Source organism: Curtobacterium sp. CFBP9011 (genome assembly GCF_034045095.1).
Classification (GTDB): Bacteria; Actinomycetota; Actinomycetes; order Actinomycetales; family Microbacteriaceae; genus Curtobacterium.
In genome coordinates this window covers 286495-307056 of sequence record NZ_JAXCWN010000003.1, presented here as the reverse complement: position 1 = coordinate 307056, position 20562 = coordinate 286495, and the positions used below count along the sequence as shown (strand labels likewise).

General features: G+C 71.3%; 15 protein-coding genes, 1 tRNA gene and 1 other RNA gene. 3 read left to right on the top strand and 14 right to left on the bottom strand.

Annotated features, from left to right (window positions below):
* Window positions 1-374 precede the first annotated feature (374 nt).
* Window positions 375-448 (top strand) — tRNA-Pro (locus SOM35_RS08785).
* A gap of 260 nt (window positions 449-708) precedes the next feature.
* Here SOM35_RS08785 and SOM35_RS08780 read toward each other — a convergent pair.
* The 7 genes from SOM35_RS08780 to SOM35_RS08750 all read right to left on the bottom strand — a co-directional run bounded on the left by SOM35_RS08780 (window position 709) and on the right by SOM35_RS08750 (window position 8596).
* A complete protein-coding gene (locus SOM35_RS08780; RefSeq protein ID WP_253463701.1) occupies window positions 709-1749 on the bottom strand; it encodes an LLM class flavin-dependent oxidoreductase in 1041 nt (346 codons plus the stop codon).
* A gap of 101 nt (window positions 1750-1850) precedes the next feature.
* The gene (locus tag SOM35_RS08775) at window positions 1851-2486 is read right to left on the bottom strand and encodes a thymidine kinase (protein WP_320515098.1); all 636 of its coding nucleotides are present in this window, start codon (window positions 2484-2486) and stop codon (window positions 1851-1853) included.
* On the bottom strand, window positions 2486-3187 hold the full coding sequence (locus SOM35_RS08770; RefSeq protein ID WP_320515097.1) for a DNA-binding response regulator: 702 nt from the start codon (window positions 3185-3187) through the stop codon (window positions 2486-2488). Before SOM35_RS08770 ends, SOM35_RS08775 begins: the two co-directional genes overlap by 1 nt.
* Entirely contained in the window at window positions 3174-4394 is a 1221-nt protein-coding gene (locus SOM35_RS08765; protein ID WP_320515096.1) for a hypothetical protein, read from the bottom strand. Before SOM35_RS08765 ends, SOM35_RS08770 begins: the two co-directional genes overlap by 14 nt.
* A complete protein-coding gene (locus SOM35_RS08760) occupies window positions 4391-5644 on the bottom strand; it encodes a sensor histidine kinase (RefSeq protein WP_320515095.1) in 1254 nt (417 codons plus the stop codon). The genes SOM35_RS08765 and SOM35_RS08760 overlap by 4 nt, the downstream gene beginning before the upstream one ends.
* Before the next feature lie 236 nt (window positions 5645-5880).
* Entirely contained in the window at window positions 5881-7062 is a 1182-nt protein-coding gene (locus SOM35_RS08755) for an Rv2578c family radical SAM protein (RefSeq protein WP_320515094.1), read from the bottom strand.
* Window positions 7063-7108: 46 nt separating this feature from the next.
* Window positions 7109-8596 (bottom strand): malate:quinone oxidoreductase, encoded by a 1488-nt coding sequence (locus SOM35_RS08750; protein ID WP_320515093.1) that lies wholly within the window; start codon window positions 8594-8596, stop codon window positions 7109-7111.
* A 119-nt stretch (window positions 8597-8715) separates the two neighbouring features.
* On the opposite strand from SOM35_RS08750, the gene SOM35_RS08745 reads away from it, so the two are divergent.
* Window positions 8716-9819, top strand: a complete 1104-nt coding sequence (locus SOM35_RS08745; RefSeq protein WP_320515092.1) for a hypothetical protein — start codon at window positions 8716-8718, stop codon at window positions 9817-9819.
* Window positions 9820-9891: 72 nt separating this feature from the next.
* Here SOM35_RS08745 and SOM35_RS08740 read toward each other — a convergent pair whose 3' ends face one another.
* The 5 genes from SOM35_RS08740 to ffs all read right to left on the bottom strand — a co-directional run bounded on the left by SOM35_RS08740 (window position 9892) and on the right by ffs (window position 16323).
* Complete coding sequence (locus SOM35_RS08740; protein WP_320515091.1) at window positions 9892-10968, bottom strand: aspartate-semialdehyde dehydrogenase; 1077 nt, start codon at window positions 10966-10968, stop codon at window positions 9892-9894.
* Window positions 10969-10985: 17 nt separating this feature from the next.
* Window positions 10986-12251 (bottom strand): aspartate kinase, encoded by a 1266-nt coding sequence (locus SOM35_RS08735; RefSeq protein WP_110824600.1) that lies wholly within the window; start codon window positions 12249-12251, stop codon window positions 10986-10988.
* 162 nt (window positions 12252-12413) lie between these two features.
* A complete protein-coding gene (recR, locus tag SOM35_RS08730) occupies window positions 12414-13013 on the bottom strand; it encodes a recombination mediator RecR (RefSeq protein WP_111074319.1) in 600 nt (199 codons plus the stop codon).
* Complete coding sequence (locus SOM35_RS08725) at window positions 13013-15937, bottom strand: DNA polymerase III subunit gamma and tau (RefSeq protein WP_320515090.1); 2925 nt, start codon at window positions 15935-15937, stop codon at window positions 13013-13015. Before SOM35_RS08725 ends, recR begins: the two co-directional genes overlap by 1 nt.
* 289 nt (window positions 15938-16226) lie before the next feature.
* An RNA gene (gene ffs / locus SOM35_RS08720) (signal recognition particle sRNA small type) lies at window positions 16227-16323 on the bottom strand.
* 37 nt (window positions 16324-16360) lie between these two features.
* Between ffs and SOM35_RS08715 the strand changes: the two genes are divergently transcribed.
* Window positions 16361-17035 (top strand): SDR family oxidoreductase, encoded by a 675-nt coding sequence (locus tag SOM35_RS08715; protein ID WP_111074321.1) that lies wholly within the window; start codon window positions 16361-16363, stop codon window positions 17033-17035.
* Window positions 17036-17161: 126 nt separating this feature from the next.
* Here SOM35_RS08715 and SOM35_RS08710 read toward each other — a convergent pair whose 3' ends face one another.
* The gene (locus tag SOM35_RS08710) at window positions 17162-18358 is read right to left on the bottom strand and encodes an acetate/propionate family kinase (RefSeq protein ID WP_320515089.1); all 1197 of its coding nucleotides are present in this window, start codon (window positions 18356-18358) and stop codon (window positions 17162-17164) included.
* Window positions 18355-20484, bottom strand: a complete 2130-nt coding sequence (gene pta / locus SOM35_RS08705) for a phosphate acetyltransferase (protein ID WP_320515088.1) — start codon at window positions 20482-20484, stop codon at window positions 18355-18357. The genes SOM35_RS08710 and pta overlap by 4 nt, the downstream gene beginning before the upstream one ends.
* Window positions 20485-20562: the final 78 nt, after the last annotated feature.

The window sequence follows — 20562 nt, the reverse complement described above, 5'->3', positions numbered from 1 at the left end:
CCACTCCCCGCCGGCTGCTCCTGCCGCCAGCCTCACCCTGCTGACGGCCAGCTGATCGGCGCGACCCGCCCGGCGCCGCCCGCCGGACGCCTTCTGCTGGCCCCTCGCGCCGTCCTCCCGTCAGCATCACCCTGCTGGCCGCGTTCCGGAAGCGCCTGATGCGGGCCCACCCGGGTGGTCCCGTCGCTCCCGTGTCCCCGGCCCGCCGCCACGGTTCGCCGCGTCGGTCGCCCTGGATGCGGCCGGGAGGCACGACCGTGCCCCGTCTCGTGGCCCCCGCCCGCGACGCGCCCGGCCGACATCGAGTGGTCGTGAGCACCCCCGAACATCGGATAGACTTCTGGGGTTGCTCCGGGAACGGAGTGATCACACCGCGGGGTGTGGCGCAGCTTGGTAGCGCGCGTCGTTCGGGACGACGAGGTCGCAGGTTCAAATCCTGTCACCCCGACAGTTACGGCCCTGGTTCCACTCGGAACCAGGGCCGTTCTGCATTTCCCGGGGCTGTACCGCCGAGGGCTGTCCTGGTGTTCAGATCAGCCGTTTTCGCGCCCAACAGCCGTCTGGGTCTCGGCACAACGAGAACCGGCCCGCGCCAGGGTTTCCCGCGGTGCGAACCGGTTCCGGTAGTGCGTGTCCACGCCGAACCGGCGCAGCGCGAGCCAGGCTGCGTGCCGGGCCGCGCCCAGCAGCAGAGCGCCAGCCGCTCCCCTACGCGACCGCGACGCCCGGGCGGACCAGACGCCCCTCGGCGTGCAGTCCGGCGACGACCTCGAGCGCCTGGTGCCGGTAGCGCGCCTGTGCGGCGCCCGGGGCGACGATGACACCGTCCGCCCCGGTCGACTCGACCAGGTCGTTGATCTTCGCCGCGACTTGCTCGCGCGTGCCGTACGCCTGACGCTCGGTGCGTGCGGCGATGAACCGACGCTCGAGGTCCGAGAACTGGTAGGCCCGCGCCTCGTCCATGGACACCGGCTCGGGCTTGGTGCCCTGACGCATCCGGATGAAGGAGATCATGCCCGGGGCGCTCTGCTCCTCGACCACGGCGGGGTCCTCGTCGGTGACGACCTGCACGCCGATGAGGGCGAGGGGCTCCGACCGGAAGCGGGACGGCCGGAACGACTGGTGGTAGAGCGCCAGTGCCGCTTCGGTGTTGTCCGAGGCGAAGTGGTGGGCGAACGCGAAGGCGATGCCGAGTGCACCGGCGACCTGCGCGCTGTACCCGGAGGAGCCGAGCAGCCAGAACTCGGGCACGTCGCCGTAGCCGGGGACGGCGCGGATCCGGGAGAGCGGGTTCGACTCCTCCATGCCGGTGAAGAACCCGATCAGGTCGGCGAGCTGCTGCGGGAAGTCGTCGACGTCCAGGCGGTCGGTGCGACGCAGCGCCATCGCGGTCGCGCCGTCCGTACCGGGTGCCCGTCCGATGCCGAGGTCGACGCGGTCGCCGTACAGGGCGCGGAGGGTGCCGAACTGCTCGGCGATGACGAGGGGTGCGTGGTTCGGCAGCATCACACCACCGGACCCGATCCGGATGGTGGAGGTCGCGGCTCCGACGGCGCTCAGCAGCACGGCGGGTGCGGACGACGTGATGCCCGGCATGCCGTGGTGCTCGGCGACCCAGATCCGTTCGTAGCCGAGCTGCTCGGCCCGGACGGCCATGTCGATCGAGCCTTGCAGGGCTTCGGTGTTCGACTGGCCGTACTCGCGCGTGGCGAGGTCGAGGACGGAAAGGTGCAGGGGTGCGTCACTCATGTCGGAGCCAACGTGAGCCGCCCCGAGACCATTCCGCGCCTCCAGTCCGGGACGGCGCGTCAGCAGTCCGGGACGGCGCGTCAGCAGTCCGGGACGGCGCGTCAGCGCTCGGCGGCGCCGTCCAGGCGTCCACCGGACTCGGTGAGGTAGCAGTTGGCGCAGAGCGACTCGTACTCGACGTCGGTGCCGTCGATGGCGACCTGTGACCCGTCGAAGACGAACTGGCCGTGGATCTTCCGCGCGTTGAACACCGCTTTGCGTCCGCAGCGGCAGATCGTCTTGAGCTCTTCCAGGGAGTGCGCGACCTCGAGCAACCGCCGGCTGCCGGGGAACGCCTCGGTACGGAAGTCGGTGCGGATGCCGTACGCCAGGACCGGGATCTGGTCGAGGACGGCGATCCGCAGCAGGTCGTCGACCTGCCGGGGGGTGAGGAACTGGGCCTCGTCGACGAGCACGCAGCTGACCGGTCGGACCATCCCGTCCAGGCGGGCGGACTCCGGGTCGGTGGCACCGGCGTCGGCGATGGCGGCACGGACGTCCACGTCGGCGGGCAGCACCACGTCGACGGTCCGGGTCACACCGAGCCGCGAGACGATCTCACGGTCGCCCTTCGTGTCGACGGCGGGCTTCGCGAGCAGGACCCGCTGACCGCGCTCCTCGTAGTTGTAGGCGGCCTGCAGGAGTCCGGTGCTCTTTCCGCTGTTCATCGCGCCGAAGCGGAAGTAGAGCTTCGCCACTACGCGAGGAAACCGTCCTCCGCCGCACGACGGATCAGGTCGGACTTCTTCGACGCCGGGCGACCGACCTTCGCGTACTTCTCGCGGACACGGCGCAGGTAGGTCTTCGCGGTCTCGTACTGCACGTTCATCTGCGCGGCGACCTCGTTGGTGGAGTAGCCGGAGACGTACAGGCGGAGCGCTTCCTCTTCACCGTGGCTGAGCTTGGGCCGCTGGTGGGCGCTCGCGCCGGTGGGCAACGGCCGCCACTCGCGCTGCGCGGGGGTCTCGCGGGCGACGCCCATGACCTCGCGCGCGATGTCCATGACCTCGCGCATCGGCAGGGACTTCGACAGGAACGCGGCCGCGCCGGCGGCGAGCGACCGGTCGCGGGACTCACGCGCGTCGACGCTGGAGAGCACGATGACCTTCGCACCAGCGGCACGGCAGGTGCGCACCCGGGCCTCGATGGAGACGGGCTCCTTGAGCTGGAAGTCGAGGAACACCAGGTCGGTCGGGAAGCTGTCGCTGTGCACCATCTCGAGCCAGGTGTGCGCGGTGAGGGCCAGGTCGAAGTCGAAGGCGTTCACCGCGATCCAGCTCGACAGGCTGTCGAGCAGGACCTCGTGGTCGTCGAGGATGGCCAGGCGCACCCGTCGCGAACCCGGGGTCGGCATCGACGGACCGCCCTCCGCGGGACGGTTCGGGTCAGTGCTGGTCATACGAGAACCTTAATGTCAGTGACGATGGTCGGACGGCGACGTCGGTGTCGGGGAACGTCACGCGGAGCACGGCGAAGTAGGGGTCGAAGGTGCGGTGGATCCCGACGTCGGAGTCCGCGACCACGACGTCGAAGGTCATCCCGACCCGCGGCGTCGTCGAGCCCGCCGCACCGGCCGCTGGCCCGTCCGCACCCAGGCCGGGCGCGAGCGCGCCGACGGGGGCGACCGTGACCCGGACGCCGGCCGGGTCGACCGTCGCGGAGCCGAGCAGCGCCCGGACGAAGGTCCGGACGACGGTCCGCTGGTCCGCGTCCATGGCCGACGCCAGCCCCTCCGGATCGTGGACGGTCGCCGCGGCGTCGCCCGACACCCGGACGGCGTACTCGAGCCAGGTGCGGTCCGCCTCGGCGACCATCGCCTGGCGGATGCCGTCGGCGATCGCGCGTGCTCGAGCACGGTCGGCGTCGGTGATCGAGGCGCGGGTCCGGAGCTCGGCGAAGAACGGTGCGACGTCGCGCGCCAGGATCGTGGACCGGTCCTGCTGGACGCTCGCGGTGATGCCGTCCCGTTCAGCCCGTTCGACGGAGTAGGACCCGGCACGGATCTGTACCCGTTCCGCCAGACCGGCGAAGGTCCGCGCGAACACGGCGGCCGCGGCGGTCAGGACCAGGGTCGGCGCAGCCGCCAGGAACGCGGCCACGGACACCGGAACGCCGGCCGGGTACACCGCGGCGACCGTCCCGGCGGTCACGCCGTTGACAACCGCCAGGACGAGCCCGCCGACGACCAGGTCCACCCACGGACGGTACGGTGCGACCTCGACGATGCCGACAGCGCACAGCAGGACCATGAAGTCGTTGACGAGGGAACGGTCCGGCCCCCACTGCGCCGCCGAACTGGTCACGGTCGCGGCCGCGAGCAACGCGACGTGGGCGACGAACGCCCAGCGCGGGAACGGCGCACGGAACGGACTGGAGGCGCTGATCACCACCACCGCGGAGGCCGCCAGCAGCAGGACGGTCAGGGCACTGACCGTCGGGGCGCCGACGACGTCGCGGTCGAACAGGGACACCAGGCTCGCCCAGAGCACCCCGCCGGCACCGATCGCGACCGCGAGGGGCCGGGAGCCCATCGCACCGAGCGGGTCGTACTGCTGCGCGGTCCGGCGGCCTCCCCCGCGACCGCGGTCCGGCCGGGCGGCGGTCACGAGGCACGCTCCACGTCGTCGTCACCGGCGAGGTGCACGACCGGCGCGGAGCCGATCGTCGCCGCGTACGGGACGCTCATCATCACGCTCGTGCCGGAACCGGGCGACGACCACACCTGGACGTCGCCGCCGACGCGGCCGATGCGTTCGCGGACGGAGTTCCGGAGGCCCATCCGGTCGGCGCCCGTCGCCTGCTCGTCGAATCCGCGCCCGTCGTCGACCACCATCACGGTGCAGGCCGCGCCGTCGTCGAAGACGCTGACCTCGGCGGTGTCGGTGCCGGCGTGCTTGAGGACGTTCGCCAGGCACTGCCCGACGGCTCGGACGACGGCGGTCATGGCCCGCGGGTCCAGGCGCCCGACGGACGACGGGTCGCCCGTCACGGCGACCTGGAGACCCGTGGCCCGCTGCTCGTCGATCATCCGCTCGAACGCGATGACCGCTTCGGACGCGGCGTCAGCCGCATCGGCACCGTCCGACGCGGCGGCGTCCCCTGCGAGCCAGGCCCGGCCGGTGAGCATCGCGACGTCGGACTCCATGGTCCGGGCGAGGTGCTCGTCCATCGGTCCGGCCGGTGCGAGGGCGATGGCGTTGAGGTGGTTCAGGACCGTGTCGTGCAGGATCGCGGCGGCTTCTGCCTCGATGCCGGCGCGGTACGCGGTGACGTGTTCTTCCCGGGCGGACCGCAGCAGTTCGGGTTGGACGCGCTCGGACCGCGCGGTCGACCGGCTGACCGCGACGACGAGCGCGATGACGAAGCCGAGCGTCACCCAGGCGAGCACGAGGGGGTGGTCAGGGCCGCCGGACCGAGCAGCGGCGACGGAGGTCACGACCCTCCCGACGGTGAAGCCGGACACCGACCAGAGGACGACACGGAGGGTGCCACTCCCCGATCCGCCGATGAGGACGAGCGGCACGACGACCAGGGACAGCAGGTAGGAGCTGACCCAGGGGACGTCGGCGAGTTCACGTTGCACGACGGTGGCGAACCACCACGCGCAGATGCCCCCGACGACGAGGAAGGCCGCGCCGGACCGCCAGGTACCGACATGCGTGTGCACGGCGATCATGACGAGCATCGGCACGACGGCCAGGACGGCGCCGAGGACGTGGTCGTTCGGGGCGTCGAGACGGTAGAGGACCAACAGCAGCGCCGCGGCCACGAGGGAGCCGATCGCCGCCGCGTGGAAGGCGCGCACGGTCGACCACGCGTTCACCCGAGGGGCGAGATGCGTGGGGATGCCGAGCACCGGGGCTGTCCTTCCGTGCGGTCGAGGGGTCACGGAGCACCCGGACAACGAGTGCTCTCCACCGCCGACGACCGTTCGGGAGGTCGTTCAGCGGCGGGGGCGCCACCATCGATCCAACCACGATGCACGAGGTGGTGTACCCCGATCAGGTCCTCAGGCGGCAGACCGGACCATGGTACCGGCGACCACCGACCCTCTGCTGTCCCCCGGACACGGGCTCGTGGACCTCCGACGGGTCAGAACAGCCGCGGCCCGCCGGGACCGGATGACGTCCGCCGGACCGGGGTCAACGACGGGGACAGCGACGACGACGGAGCAGCTGCCCGCGCTGGCTGCCGTCCGTTCGTCGGTCGGTACTCGGCCCGGTGCGCGTACGCGGGGTCGGCGCGCTTCAACGGCGACTGGTCGGACGTGCGCGGGACGGCGTCGTCCGAGAAGCCCATCGACCCGGTCGCGGGGTCGACCTGCCCGAGGGACAGCCCGTGCTCGCGGAGGATCGGGCGGACCCGCTCCGCCAGCCACCGCCGGTAGTCCTTCGGCGCGTACGTGTTGTCGAGGTACATCGCCCGGTACCGGCCGACCAGGTCCGGGTGGGTGCGGCCGAGCCACTCGTACCACCACGGCTTGATGCCCGGTTTCAGGTGCAGCGCCGAGTACATCAGGCTCGTGGCGCCCGACGCCGCGGCGCGTCCGACCGCGTCCTGCAGGTGCGCACGGGTGTCGGTGATGTACGGCAGGACCGGCATGAGGAAGACCGAGCAGTCGAGTCCGGCGTCACGGACGGCACGGACGGTCGCCAACCGGGCCGAGGTCGTCGGTGTCCCCGGTTCGACGGACTGCTGCAGGTCGTCGTCGTACACCGCGATCGACATGGCGATGTCCACCGGCACGGACTTCGCCGCTTCGACCAGCAGCGGGATGTCCCGGCGGAGCAGGCTGCCCTTGGTGAGGATGCTGAACGGCGTCCCCGACTCCGCCAGCGCTCGGATGATGCCGGGCATCAGGCGGTAGCGCCCTTCGGCCCGCTGGTACGGATCGGTGTTGGTGCCGAGGGCCACCGGGTGCCGGTCCCAGCTCGGCTTCGCGAGTTCGCGCGTCAAGACGTCCGCCACGTTCGTCTTCACGACGATCTGCTGGTCGAAGTCCGCGCCGCCGTCGAACTCGAGGTAGGTGTGGGTCGGGCGGGCGAAGCAGTACACGCACGCGTGGCTGCACCCCCGGTAGGGGTTGATGGTCATCCCCCAGGTGCCGCCGTCCGCTCCCCCGACCTTGTTCAGCGCCGACTTCGCCAGGACTTCGTGGAACGTCACGCCGGCGAACTCCGGCGTCGTCACACTCCGGACGAACCCGCTGTTCGACTCGAGCCCGGGGAGCATGTCGCTCCGCTCGGCCGTGATCGCCTGTCCGTCCCACCGCATGCACCTATTCGAACACACGTTCGAATGTGGCGCAAGGCGACCGAGGTCAGCGGTGCAGTCCGAGCACTGCCGCGGTGCGGTCGAGCGTGGCGTCCGCCAGCGCGGCGTCGTCGCCCAGGTCCTGCCCGTAGGTCGGCACCATCTCGCGCACCGTCGACTGCCAGCCGTCCCACCGGTCCGGGAAGCACTTGCGGAGCATGCTCAGCATGATCGGCACCGCCGTCGACGCGCCCGGCGAGGCTCCGAGCAGCCCGGCGATCGAGCCGTCCGCTGACGTGATGACCTCGGTCCCGAACTGCAGGACCCCGCCCTTGTCCTTGTCCGGCTTGATGACCTGGACGCGCTGGCCGGCCGTGATCCGGTGCCAGTGCTCCGGCTCGGCAGCGGGCATGAAGTCACGGAGGGCGTCGAACTTGGTCTGCTTGGACGCCAGGAGCTGCCCGACCAGGTACCGGACCAGGTCGAAGTTCGAGAACGCGACGCTGAGCATCGGCCGCAGGTTGTGCGGCCGGATCGAGGCGAACAGGTCGAGGACCGAGCCCTGCTTGAGGAACTTCGGGCTGAACCCGGCGTACGGGCCGAACATCAGCGAGGCGCTGCCGTCGACGATGCGCGTGTCCAGGTGCGGCACGGACATCGGCGGAGCACCGACGCTCGCCTTGCCGTAGACCTTCGCCGAGTGCTTCTGCACGACCTCGGGGTCATCAGTGCGGAGGAACTCGCCGGACACCGGGAACCCGCCGTAGCCGCGGATCTCCGGGATGCCGGACTTCTGCAGCAGCTGCAGGGCGCCACCACCCGCACCGACGAAGACGAAGTCCGCCGCGATGCGCTGCTTGGTGCGACCGACCTCGTTGCGGACGTCGAGCACCCAGCCGTCGGACACCTTCGAGCGGACGATCTTCGTGACGCGGTGCGACGGCTCGAACTCGAGCCCGTCGATCTCGAGCTGGTCGAACAGCTGTCGGGTCAGCGAGCCGAAGTCGACGTCCGAACCGGCCGCCGAGTAGGTCGCCGCGATCGGCTGGTCCTTCTTGCGGCCCGGGATGAGCGCCGGCGCCCACTTGCGGATCTGCTCGGCGTCCTCGCTGTACTCGAGCCCGGCGAAGAGCGGGTGGTCCTTCATTGCGTCGTAGCGGGCGCGCATGTAGGCGACGTTGTCCGCACCCCAGACGAACGAGATGTGCGGCGTCGGGTTGATGAAGCTCTTCGGGTCGGGCAGGGTGCCGTCCTCGACCAGGTGCGACCAGAACTGGCGTGACACCTGGAACTGCTCGTTGACCGTCACGGCCTTCGCGATCTCGACGCGACCGTCCGGCAGCTCCGGCGTGTAGTTCAGCTCGCAGAGTGCGGAGTGGCCCGTCCCGGCGTTGTTCCACGGGTTCGAGGACTCCTGCGCTGCCGAGCCGAGTCGCTCGTACACGCGGATCTTCCAGTCCGGCTCGAGCCGGTGGATGATCGCGGCGAGCGTGGCGCTCATGATCCCTCCCCCGACGAGGACGACATCGATGGGGTCCACCTGCTTCACTGCCACCCGTCGAGCCTACCTCCGTTCCCTGCGCGGCTGCGGATCACCTCGCACCCGATGGTCAATAGCGATCTCACATATCTCATACAGTGTTGGGGTTCCTGGCCCTCCACCGAAAGCACACCATGCGCCGCACCACGACCTTGGCTGGGCTCGTCGCCGTCCCCCTCCTCGCGACCGCCCCGCTCCTCGCCGTCTCCACGTCGGCTTCCGCCCAGACCGTCGTCGACGCGACCACGTCCGACTCGACGGTCACCAGCACGCTCCGCCTCGCCGGCTCGAACGGGTTCGTCGCCGTGGGCACCGTCGACGGCGTCGAGCAGGCTCACACGAACGCCGCCACCGCCGACGCCGTGCTCCACCCGGAGCCGGGCGCCACCGGTCCGCTGGTCATCGGCGATCGGTGCTTCAGCCCGCTCAACGGACCGGGTCTGCCCTACGCGATCGTCATCGACGCCACCGACCCGTCGCGGTGCCTCACCGTGCGCACCGTCGCGGGCGCCGACGGTTCGCTCCGGTTCGTCGCGGACGACGCGCTCTCCCCCGGTAACGGATTGACGCTCGAGCAGACCCCCGGGTCCTCCGCACTCCGTCTCGGCGACGCCGGCTCCGACTTCGACGTCGTCACCCGCGGGGAGTTCACGGCTCCGGAGCTCACCGAGACGACGATCACGGTCGGTTCCGACCTGGCCGGCACCGCGCAGCCCGGTGCCCACGTCGTGGTCGTCCGAGGAACCGACGTGCTCTGCGAAGCGGACGCCGCCGGCGAGGACGCCTCGCAGCCCGGCGCGTGGTCGTGCGCCGCCGACCTGCAGGTCGGCGAGCACGACCTCGAGCTCTACGGCGTCTCGGCGGCGAACCAGCCGGCAGGCCCCCGCGCGGTGCACGTCGTCGTCGCCGACGCCGGCACCGATCCCGGGACGGATCCGGGCACCGACCCAGGCACCGACCCCAGCCCCGAGCCCGGACCCGACCCGGGCACCGACCCGGAGCCCGGCACGGACCCAGCGCCCGGCGTCGATCCCGCCCCCGGCGCCGGATCCCTGCCGGGTACCCCGTCCCCGACCACCGCACCGACGCCGACCAGCAGCCCGACGGCGACGGCGGCACTCCCCGATCGGCTCGCCTACACGGGTGCCGAGGTCGGGACGGCCACTGCCGCCGCGGGCGTGCTCCTCGGCCTGGGTGGTCTCCTGACCGTCCTGCGCCGACGCCTGCGTCGGTCCTGACCCACCGGCACCACGACGGGCGGGAGGCCCGCTACCAGGTGGTGGGCTCCCTCCCGTCCGTCGTGGCGTGCGTCAGGACGCGGCAGCACCGGCCGTGGCGCGGGTCGCGACCACGACCTCGGCTATCTGCACCGCGTTCAGGGCGGCACCCTTCCGCAGGTTGTCGTTGCTCACGAACAGCGCCAGGCCGTGTCCGGCGGGTGCCGACTGGTCGGCGCGGATGCGACCGACGAAGGTCGGGTCCTGCCCGGCCGCCTGCAGCGGGGTCGGCACGTCGGAGAGTTCGACGCCCGGGGCGGACGCGAGCACTTCGGTCGCACGCTCCGGCGAGAGCGGGCGCTCGAACTCGGCGTGCACCGAGATCGAATGGCCGGTGAAGACGGGCACGCGGACGCAGGTGCCGGCGACGAGCAGGTCCGGCAGGTCGAGGATCTTGCGGCTCTCGTTGCGGAGCTTCTGCTCTTCGTCGGTCTCGCCCGAGCCGTCCTCGACGATGCTGCCGGCGAGCGGGACGACGTCGAACGCGATCGGACGGACGTACTTGACCGGCTCGGGGAACGTCACGGCCGAGCCGTCGTGGGTGAGCGCCGCGGTGTCCTGCTCGAGGGCGGCACGCGCCTGCCCGAGCAGTTCCTCGACGCCCGCCAGTCCGCTGCCGGAGACCGCCTGGTAGGTGGTCGCGACGAGGCGACGCAGACCGGACTCGGTGTCGAGTGCCTTGAGGACCGGCATGATCGCCATCGTCGTGCAGTTCGGGTTCGCGATGATGCCCTTCTCAGCGGCGGCGATCGCGTCCGGGTTCACCTCGCTGACCACGAGCGGGACCTGCGGGTCGAGCCGCCAGGCGCTGGAGTTGTCGATGACGAGCGCGCCGGCGGCGGCGAAGCGGGGCGCCAGCGTACGGGACGCCGACGCACCGGCCGAGAAGAGCGCGATGTCGATGCCGGACGGGTCGGCGGCCTCGGAGTCCTCGACCACGATCTGCTGACCGCGGAACAGCAGGGTCGTCCCCGCGGACCGGGCGCTCGCGAAGAACCGGACCGTGTCCGCCGGGAAGTCGCGCTCCTCGAGCAGACGGCGCATCACGGCACCGACCTGACCGGTGGCGCCGACGACCGCGACGGTGAGCTGGGTGTTGTCGGACTGCATGGTGCTCCTGCTCGGGGTCAGCGGCCGGTGCCGGCGTAGACGACGGCCTCGTTGTCGGCGTCGAGACCGAACGCCTCGTGCACGACGCGCATGGCCTCGTTCAGGGTGTCGGCTCGGGTGACGACCGAGATGCGGATCTCCGACGTCGAGATCATCTCGATGTTGATCGAGGCGTCGTGCAGCGCGCGGAACAGCTGCGCTGAGACGCCGGCGTTCGTGCGCATGCCGGCACCGACCAGCGCGAGCTTGCCGATCTGGTCGTCGTACTGGATGCCCTCGTACCCGATGTCGGACTTCGAGACCTCGAGCGCCGTCAGGACGCTCTGGCCCTGGTCCTTCGGCAGCGTGAACGAGATGTCGGTCCGGCCGGTCGATGCCGCCGAGACGTTCTGCACGATCATGTCGATGTTCGCTCCGGCGCGCGCCACGATCGTGAAGATCTCGGCTGCCTTCCCGGGCTGGTCGGGCACGCCGACGACGGTGATCTTGCCCTCGGAGAGGTCGCCGGCGATGCCGGTGATGATCGGTTCTTCCACGGTTTCCCCCTCGGCAGGGTTGTAGACGATGGTGCCCTCGACGTTGCTGAACGAGGAACGGACGTGCAGGGTGACTCCGTGCCGGCGGGCGTACTCGACGGCGCGGATGTAGAGGACCTTCGCACCGGATGCTGCGAGCTCGAGCATCTCCTCCGTCGTGACCCGGTCGATCTTGCGGGCCTTCGGGACGATGCGGGGGTCGGCGGTGAAGATGCCGTCGACATCGGTGTAGATCTCACAGACGTCGGCGTCGAGCGCGGCGGCCAGGGCGACGGCGGTCGTGTCGGAGCCACCGCGGCCGAGGGTGGTGATCTCCCCCGTGGTGCGGTTGAAGCCCTGGAAGCCGGCGACGATCGCGACGTGCCCGGCGTCGAGTGCTTCCCGCACGCGCTTCGGGGTGACGTCGACGATGCGGGCCTTGCCGTGCTGGGCGTCCGTGAGCATGCCGGCCTGGCTGCCCGTGTACGACGAGGCTTCGACCCCGAGGCTCTTGATCGCCATCGCGAGGAGCGCCATCGAGATCCGCTCGCCCGCGGTGAGGAGCATGTCGAGCTCACGTCCGGCCGGGATCGGCGTGACCTCGTGCGCCAGGTCGACGAGCTCGTCGGTGGTGTCGCCCATCGCGGACACCGCGACCACGACGTCGTTGCCGGCCTTCTTCGTCTCGACGATGCGCTTCGCCACGCGCTTGATGCTCTCGGCATCCGCGACGGACGAACCACCGAACTTCTGCACGATCAAAGCCACGGGCACGCACTCCTGGGGACGGTTCTCCGCGACGTCACGCGGCTCGACAATCGTAGACGGTGTTCCACGGATGTTGCGTCCGAGCGGGTCGGCACGCAACGATCCCGCGTGGACACCCGGACAGGTCGCTCGACCGGCGGCCAGTCCGGATGCGGGTCGGGGTCAGCCGCCGACGACCCGACGACCCTCGAACGCACGGCCGAGGGTGACCTCGTCCGCGTACTCCAGGTCGCCGCCCACCGGCAGCCCCGAGGCCAGACGGGTCGTGCGGATGCCCATCGGGACGAGCAACCGGCTGAGGTAGGTCGCGGTCGCCTCACCCTCGAGGTTCGGGTCCGTGGCGATGATGACCTCGTCCACGGTGCCGTCGGCGAGCCGCACCATGAGCTGCTGGATCCGCAGGTCGTCCGGTCCGACGCCGTCGATCGGGCTGATCGCCCCACCGAGCACGTGGTAGAGCCCCCGGAACTCCCGGGTGCGCTCGATCGCAGCGACGTCCTTGGCCTCTTCGACCACGCAGATCGTCGCCGGCGACCGTCGCGGGTCTCGGCAGATGCTGCACTGCACGTTCTCGGTGACGTTGCCGCAGACCTCGCAGAAACGGACCCGCTCCTTGACGTCCGCCAGGAGCTCGGACAGGCGGGTCGGGTCGAACGACTCGGTCTGCAGGATGTGGAACGCGATCCGCTGCGCCGACTTCGGACCGATGCCGGGCAGCCGCCCGAACTCGTCGATGAGGTCCTGCACGATGCCGTCGTACATCAGATCGTCCCCTCGGTCAGCGACGTCTCCTCGATGAACTGCGCACCGAGGATCTCACGCACGACCGCCTCGCCGTAGCGTCCGGGGACGGGGGCACGACGGGCGCCGGACGGCGCCTGCTGGGCTTGGCGGGACGGCTGCGCCGGGGCGTTCGGCTGCGACGGTGCGCTCTGCTGCGCAGCCGCCGACTTGGCTGGCGCGGGCTGCGACGGGGCACGGCCGGACGGTGCGGAACGGCCGTGACCGGGGTCCGGGAAGGGCGCGCCGTCGTCGAACGGCTCGTCGTCCAGCGGGTAGTCGTCCACCGGGATCCCGTCGGCCGGCACGGGAGGCGCGGCGGACCCGGACGGCGACGCTGCGGTCCTCGATCGGGTCGGCTCCGGCGACTGTGCGGGCGCGGCTGCCTCGGCAGGCGCGGTCGTCTCGGCAGGCGCGGCCGTCTCGGTAGGCGCGGCGCGCTCGGCCGGGGCGATGGTGGCGTCCGAGGGCACGACGCCGAAGGGCGCGCCCCACGCGGGGACGACGTCCTCGGGCACGGCACCGGTCGTCGGGTCCGACGCGGGGATCGTCGCGACGGCCCACTCGGTGACCGGGCCGGAGTCCTGAGCTTCGGGCTGCGCGGGGGCTGATCGCTCGGGAGCTGATCGCTCCGGGGCGGGCCGCTCGGGAGCGGGACGCTCGGGAGCGGACGCTCCCTGCGGGGCGGAGCGCTCCGGCGTGAGGCCTTCCGACGTCTGGCGTTCCGACGTCTGGCGCTCCGGCGCAGACGGCTGCGACGCCGACGCCGGATCGGCCTGCGGCTGGCGCTGCCCCTGCGGCGCGCGCTGTTCGGGCTGCTCCGGAGACTCGGCCTGCTTCGGCGCGGCAGTCTGCTGCGGCGCGGTGGTCCGGGCGGACTGCTCGGGCTTCGCCGGGGCCTGCTGCACCGGCGTTGGCTGCGCGGGCGCCTGCTGCGTCGGCGGCTGCTGTGCGGGTGCCTGCTGTGCGGGTGCCTGCGCCGGCCGGGCACCGGCAGCGCCCGGTCCGCGTGCCACGAACTTCACCCGGAAACCGAGCAGGTCCGTGATCGCGCTGCGGAGGTGCTCGCTGACGCTGGTGTCCGGCCCGCTCATCTCCTTGAACGAGGCCACGTCCTGCTGGCTCGGGAACGTCAGGGTCAGGACGTCGTCCTTGAGCGCGGTGACCTGTGCCGTCGCGACGACCGCCCACGCCGAACGCTTGGCGCGCTGGACGTGCTCGACGATCTGCGGCCAGGTGTCCCGCATCTGCTGCAGACCGACCGGAGTGACGGAGCGGACCGCGGGCTCGGACCCGATGACCGTGCCGACTCCGGTGGAGGACGGCGAGGCCTGTCCCTCGGGCTCGGAGTCTGCGGCAGTGCCGGGCTCTGCCGCGGCAGGTTCCGGCTTCCGGGTGGTGGTGTCGGTCGCCGGGACCGCGGCGGCCCAGGACGCTGCGGCGTCGCGTGCAGCTTCGCCCGGGCCCTCGTCCGTGTGCGAGGCCGGGGCCTCGGGAGCAGTGGAGGCAGCGGGAGACGCGGTGCTGGTCGGAGCGGCACCCGCCGGAGCCGGTGGGGCGGCGGACGCAGCGGTCGGCACCGAGGCCGAGGAAGCAGCCACCGGTGCCGCAGCAGGCGCCGTCGGAGCAGATCCCACCGGAGCAGACCCCCTCGGAGCGGACGCCGTCGGAGCGGACGCCGTCGGAGCGGACGTCGTCGCGGCCGGCATCGTCTCCGGCGGAGCCTGGTGTCCGCCGGCATCGCCGACACCGACGCGACGCTCGAGCCGCTCGACACGGGCGAGTGCACCGCGCTGGGTGTCGTCGGCCTCGGGCACGAGCATCCGGGCGACCATGAGTTCGAGGTGCAGGCGGGGCGAGGTCGCACCGGTCATCTCGGTCAGGGCACGGTTGGCGATGTCGGCACCCCGGGAGAGCGCGGTGGCACCGAAGACCCCGGCCTGGCGGGACATCGTGTCGAGCTCTTCGGGCGAGATGCCGCGGAGGACCGCTCCGGCGCTCTCGTTCGTCGCCGCGACGACGATCAGGTCGCGGAGGCGTTCGAGCAGGTCCTCGACGAAGCGGCGCGGGTCCTGACCGGTCTGGACCACGCGGTCGATCGCCGAGAACGCGGACGCCGGGTCGGCCACGGCGAGCGCGTCGACCACGTCGTCGAGCAGGGCGGCGTCGGTGTAGCCGAGCAGGGCGACGGCCCGCTCGTAGGCGATCGCGCCGTCTTCGCTGCCGGCCATCAGCTGGTCGAGCAGCGACAGGGTGTCGCGCACGGAGCCGCCGCCGGCACGGACCACGAGCGGCAGCACACCGGGGGCGACCGAGACGGACTCCTGCGTGCAGAGCTGCTCGATGTACTCGAGCATCGTGGCCGGCGGGACCAGGCGGAACGGGTAGTGGTGGGTCCGCGACCGGATCGTGCCGATGACCTTCTCGGGCTCGGTGGTGGCGAAGATGAACTTGACGTGCTCGGGCGGTTCCTCGACCAGCTTGAGCAGCGCGTTGAAGCCCTGCGGCGTGACCATGTGCGCTTCGTCGAGGATGAAGATCTTGTAGCGGTCGCGCGCGGGGGCGAAGACGGCACGGTCGCGGAGGTCACGGGCGTCGTCGACACCGTTGTGGCTGGCGGCGTCGATCTCGATCACGTCGAGGGAGCCACTGCCGCCACGCGCGAGTTCGACACAGCTGGGGCAGACGCCGCACGGGGTGTCGGTCGGGCCCTCGGCGCAGTTCAGGCAGCGCGCGAGGATGCGTGCCGAGGTCGTCTTGCCGCAGCCGCGCGGGCCGCTGAACAGGTACGCGTGGTTGACGCGGTTGGTCCGGAGTGCGGTGCGGAGCGGGTCCGTCACCTGCGACTGCCCGATCAGCTCGGCGAAGTTCTCGGGCCGGTAACGGCGATACAGGGCGGTGACCACGCGACCAGGGTAGTCGGGACCGCCGACACCTCGACACCGCTCTCCACAGCCCGGCCGACGGCGATCGAAACAGAGCAAGCACGCCCCAGAAACGAAGAAGACTCCTCACGCACGGAACCAACACAGCCCCGGTGTCGGTCGCGAGCACGCCCCCGAAACGAAGAAGACTCCTCACGCACGGAACCAACACAGCCCCGGTCGGTCGCGAGCACGCCCCCGAAACGAAGAAGACTCCTCACGCACGGAACCAACACAGCCCCGGTGTCGGTCGCGAGCACGCCCCCGAAACGAAGAAGACTCCTCACGCACCCGCCAGAGCCCGGTTACCCTTGCTGCGTTTCCGCCCTGGGGGAGTTGGCCTGGATGGCGTCACGTGAGGAGCCGCTGAACACTCTACCGGACGGAAGGAGCAGCATCGAACCCATGAAGATCGCCATCGCAGGGGGACACGGCCAGATCGCCCTGATCCTCGAACGCCTCATCACCGAAGCCGGACACGACGCCATCGGCATCGTCCGGAACCCCGCGCACGTCTCCGACGTCGAACAGACGGGTGCGCGAGCACTGGTCGCCGACCTGGAACAACTGGGTGAGGACGAGCTGGCACTCCGCCTGCGCGGGGTGGACGCGGTGGTGTTCGCCGCGGGCGCCGGGCCGAACAGCGGTGCCGAGCGGAAGCTCTCGGTGGACCGGGACGCCGCTGTGCTCCTCGCCGAGGCCGCGGTGCGCCTGGACATCGAGCGCTTCGTGATGATCTCCGCGATGGGCGCGGACGCGTACGACCCGGAGCGTGCGAAGCTGCCCGCCCAGGACGAGGACGACGTCTTCCAGGTCTACCTCCGCGCGAAGGCCGAGGCGGACGCGAACGTGCGGATGCGTCGGTTCCGGTGGACGATCGTCCGCCCGGGCGGCCTCCTCGACACCCCGCCGCAGGGCACGGTGACGGTCGGCCGCACGGTCCCCCGCGGTTCGATCCCCCGCGCGGACGTCGCGGCCGTCGTCCTGCACGCGCTGCTCGACGACACGGCGGTCGGCAAGCAGTTCGAGGTCACCAGCGGTGACACCCCGATCCCGGCCGCGCTGAACGCGCTCGGCTGACGGAACGGAACCCTTGACGGACCGGACCGTTTGACGGACGGGAGGCCCACCACCGGTCCGGTGGTGGGCCTCCCGTCCGTCAGGGGGTCGCGCCGCGCACGACGCCGGCCGACGGGACGACGCTGGTCAGAGCGCGACCGCTGCCGACTGCCGCGCGATCTCGAGTTCCTCGTCGGTCGGGATGACGAGGACCGCGACACGGGAGGCGTCCGTCGAGATGCGGCGGGCCTCCTTGGAGTGCAGCTCGTTGCGGTCCGGGTCGATCTCGATGCCCAGATGCTCCAGGCCGGCGAGCACCCGGCGGCGGAGCAGGGCGTTGTTCTCCCCCACCCCCGCGGTGAACACGACGGCGTCGAGCCCGCCGAGTTGGGCGGTGTAGGCGCCCACGTAGCGGCGGATCCGGTGGCGGTACACGGCGAGCGCCGCCTCCGCCGTCTCGTCGCCCTTCGTCGCGGCGTCCTGGACGTCGCGCATGTCACCGCTGCCGGTCAGGCCGAGGAGCCCCGACTGCTTGTTGAGCATGGTGTCGAGTTCGTCGAAGGACAGCCCGGCCTCGCGGTGCAGGTGGATGAGCACAGCCGGGTCGAGGTCGCCGGAGCGGGTGCCCATCACGAGGCCCTCGAGAGGGGTGAGCCCCATCGACGTCTCGATCGACTTCCCGCCGTCGATGGCGGCGGCCGACGCCCCGTTGCCGAGGTGCAGGACGATCGTCTTGAGCTCGGCGAGCGGCCGGTCGAGGAAGACCGCGGCCTGCTCGGAGACGTACTTGTGGCTCGTCCCGTGCATGCCGTAGCGGCGGATCTGGTACTGCTCGGCGAGGTCTGCCGGGATCGCGTACGTGTACGCGTGCGGCGGCATCGTCTGGTGGAACGCGGTGTCGAACACGGCGACGTGCGGGACGTCCGAGAAGACCTGCTTCGCGGCCCGGATGCCCTCGAGGTTCGCCGGGTTGTGCAGCGGCGCGAGGCTCGACAGGTCGTCGATCTGCTGCTCGACCTCGTCGGTGACGACGGTGGCCTGGTCGAACCGGGTGCCGCCGTGCACCACGCGGTGTCCGACGACGGCCGGCGGGTGCTCGTCGAAGGACGGCCCGACCTTGCCGAACGCGTCGATCATCGCCTGGAATCCGGCGGCGTGGTCGGGGACCTCGGCGCTGTCGTTCGACGAGGTCTCCCCCGTCAGGGCGTTGGTGTGCTTCCACGACCCACGGGACTCGCCGATGCGCTCGACGAGTCCGGACGCGAGCGTGCGCTCGTCGTCGAGTTCGATGAGCTGGTACTTGAAGGAACTCGAGCCGGAGTTGACGACGAGGGCTGCACTCACGATGGGTCGCTTTCTGTTCGAGCGGTCGGCGCTGCCGTGCCCGCCTGGATCGCGGTGATGGCGACGGTGTTCACGATGTCGCTGACGAGCGCGCCGCGGGACAGGTCGTTGATCGGCTTGCGGAGCCCCTGCAGGACCGGTCCGATCGCGACCGCCCCGGCCGAGCGCTGCACCGCCTTGTACGTGTTGTTGCCGGTGTTGAGGTCCGGGAAGATGAACACGGTCGCCTGCCCGGCCACCGGGGACCCGGGCATCTTCGTGCTCGCGACCGTCGGGTCGGCGGCGGCGTCGTACTGGATCGGGCCCTCGACGGGCAGGTCCGGACGACGCTCGCGGACGAAGGCGGTGCCGGCACGGACCTTGTCGACGTCCGCACCCGACCCACTGTCGCCGGTCGAGTAACTGAGCATCGCGACCCGGGGCTCGATGCCGAACTGCGTCGCGGTCTCGGCGGATGAGATCGCGATGTCGGCGAGCTGCTCACTTGTCGGGTCCGGGATCACGGCGCAGTCGCCGTAGACCAGGACGCGGTCGGCGAGGGCCATCAGGAACACGCTCGACACGATGGAGGTGTCCGGCCGGGTCTTGATTATCTCGAACGACGGCCGGATGGTGTGCGCCGTGGTGTGCTTCGCGCCGGACACCATGCCGTCGGCGAGCCCGAGCTGCACCATGAGCGTGCCGAAGTACGAGACGTCGGTGACCGTGTCACGGGCGAGCTCGACACTCATGCCCTTGTGGGCGCGGAGGGCCGTGTACTCCTGGGCGAACCGCTCGCGTAGCTCCGGGGCGAACGGGGAGAGCAGCTGCGCGGCGTCCAGGTCGAGCCCGAGCTCCGTCGCGCGTGCGCGGATGGCAGCCGGGTCGCCGAGGATCGTCAGGTCACACACCTGCCGCTGCAGCAGCGTCGACGCCGCGCGGAGGATGCGGTCGTCGTCGCCCTCGGGCAGGACGATGTGCTTGCGGTGCTCACGCGCCCGGTCGATGAGCCCGTGCTCGAACATCAGCGGCGTCACCACCCCGGACGGCGTCAGCTGGAGTCGGGCGAGCAGCGCCTCTGCGTCGACGTGCCGCTCGAACAGCGCCAGGGCCAGGTCGGCCTTGCGGGGCGAGTCGGCCGCGAGCCGCCCGCGCGTCTGCGTGATGCGGAGTGCGGTGTCGTAGGTGCCGAGGTCGCTCTGGGCGATCGGCAACGAACTCGACAGCCCCTCGAGCAGCCGGGAGATCTGCGGCGCGGTCTCGAAGCCGCCGTTGAGGATGACACCGGCGATGCTCGGGAACGTCTCCGACTCGTTGGCGAGCAGCGTCGCGATGAGGACGTCGTTGCGGTCGCCGGGGACGACGACGATGCCGCCCTCGATGAGCCGCGGCAGGACGTTCTCCATGCTCATGCCGGCGACCACGGTGCCCAGGGCCTCCCGGTCGAGCAGTGCGTCGTCGCCGCGCACCAGGGTCGCGCCGGTCGCGGCCAGCAGGGCGCGGACGGTCGGGGCGACGAGGACCGCGTCCTCCGGGATCGCCCACACGGGGGCGTCCGGGTGGTGGTCGTGCACCGCGGTGCTGACGCTCGCGACGATCGACTCGAGGGCATCCGGGTCGGAGCGGTTCACGACGACGCCGAGGAGCTGGGCGTGTTCGGCGCGGAGTTCACTCGTGGTGACGTCGGCGACCTGCGCCATGTCGTCCGCGGTCCGGGGCGCGCGCTCGGCCGAGTCCCGTCCGCCGAGCACCAGCAGCACGGGCGCGCCGAGGTTCGCCGCGACCTTGGCGTTGAAGGAGAGCTCCGTCGGGCTGCCGACGTCGGTGTAGTCGGAGCCCAGGACGACCACCGCGTCACAGCGTCGCTCCACCTGGCCGAAGCGGGTGATGATCGTCGCGAGGGCCGCGTCCGGGTCCGCGTGCACGTCGTCGTACGTCACCCCGACCGCGTCGTCGTACGGGAGCTCGACGGCGGTGTGCTGGAGCAGGAGCTCGAGGACGTAGTCGGGCTCGGCGACCGACCGCGCGACCGGTCGGAAGACGCCGACGCGTCCGACGGTGCGGGCGAGCGTCTCGAGCACGCCGAGTGCGACGGTGCTCTTCCCGGTGTGTCCTTCGGCTGACGTGATGTAGATGCGGGTCGACACCTTCCCCAGGGTAGACCTCGCATGTGCTCGGACCTCCGGAGCACCCGTGAACTCCGGGCCCGGCACAGGTGGTCGTGA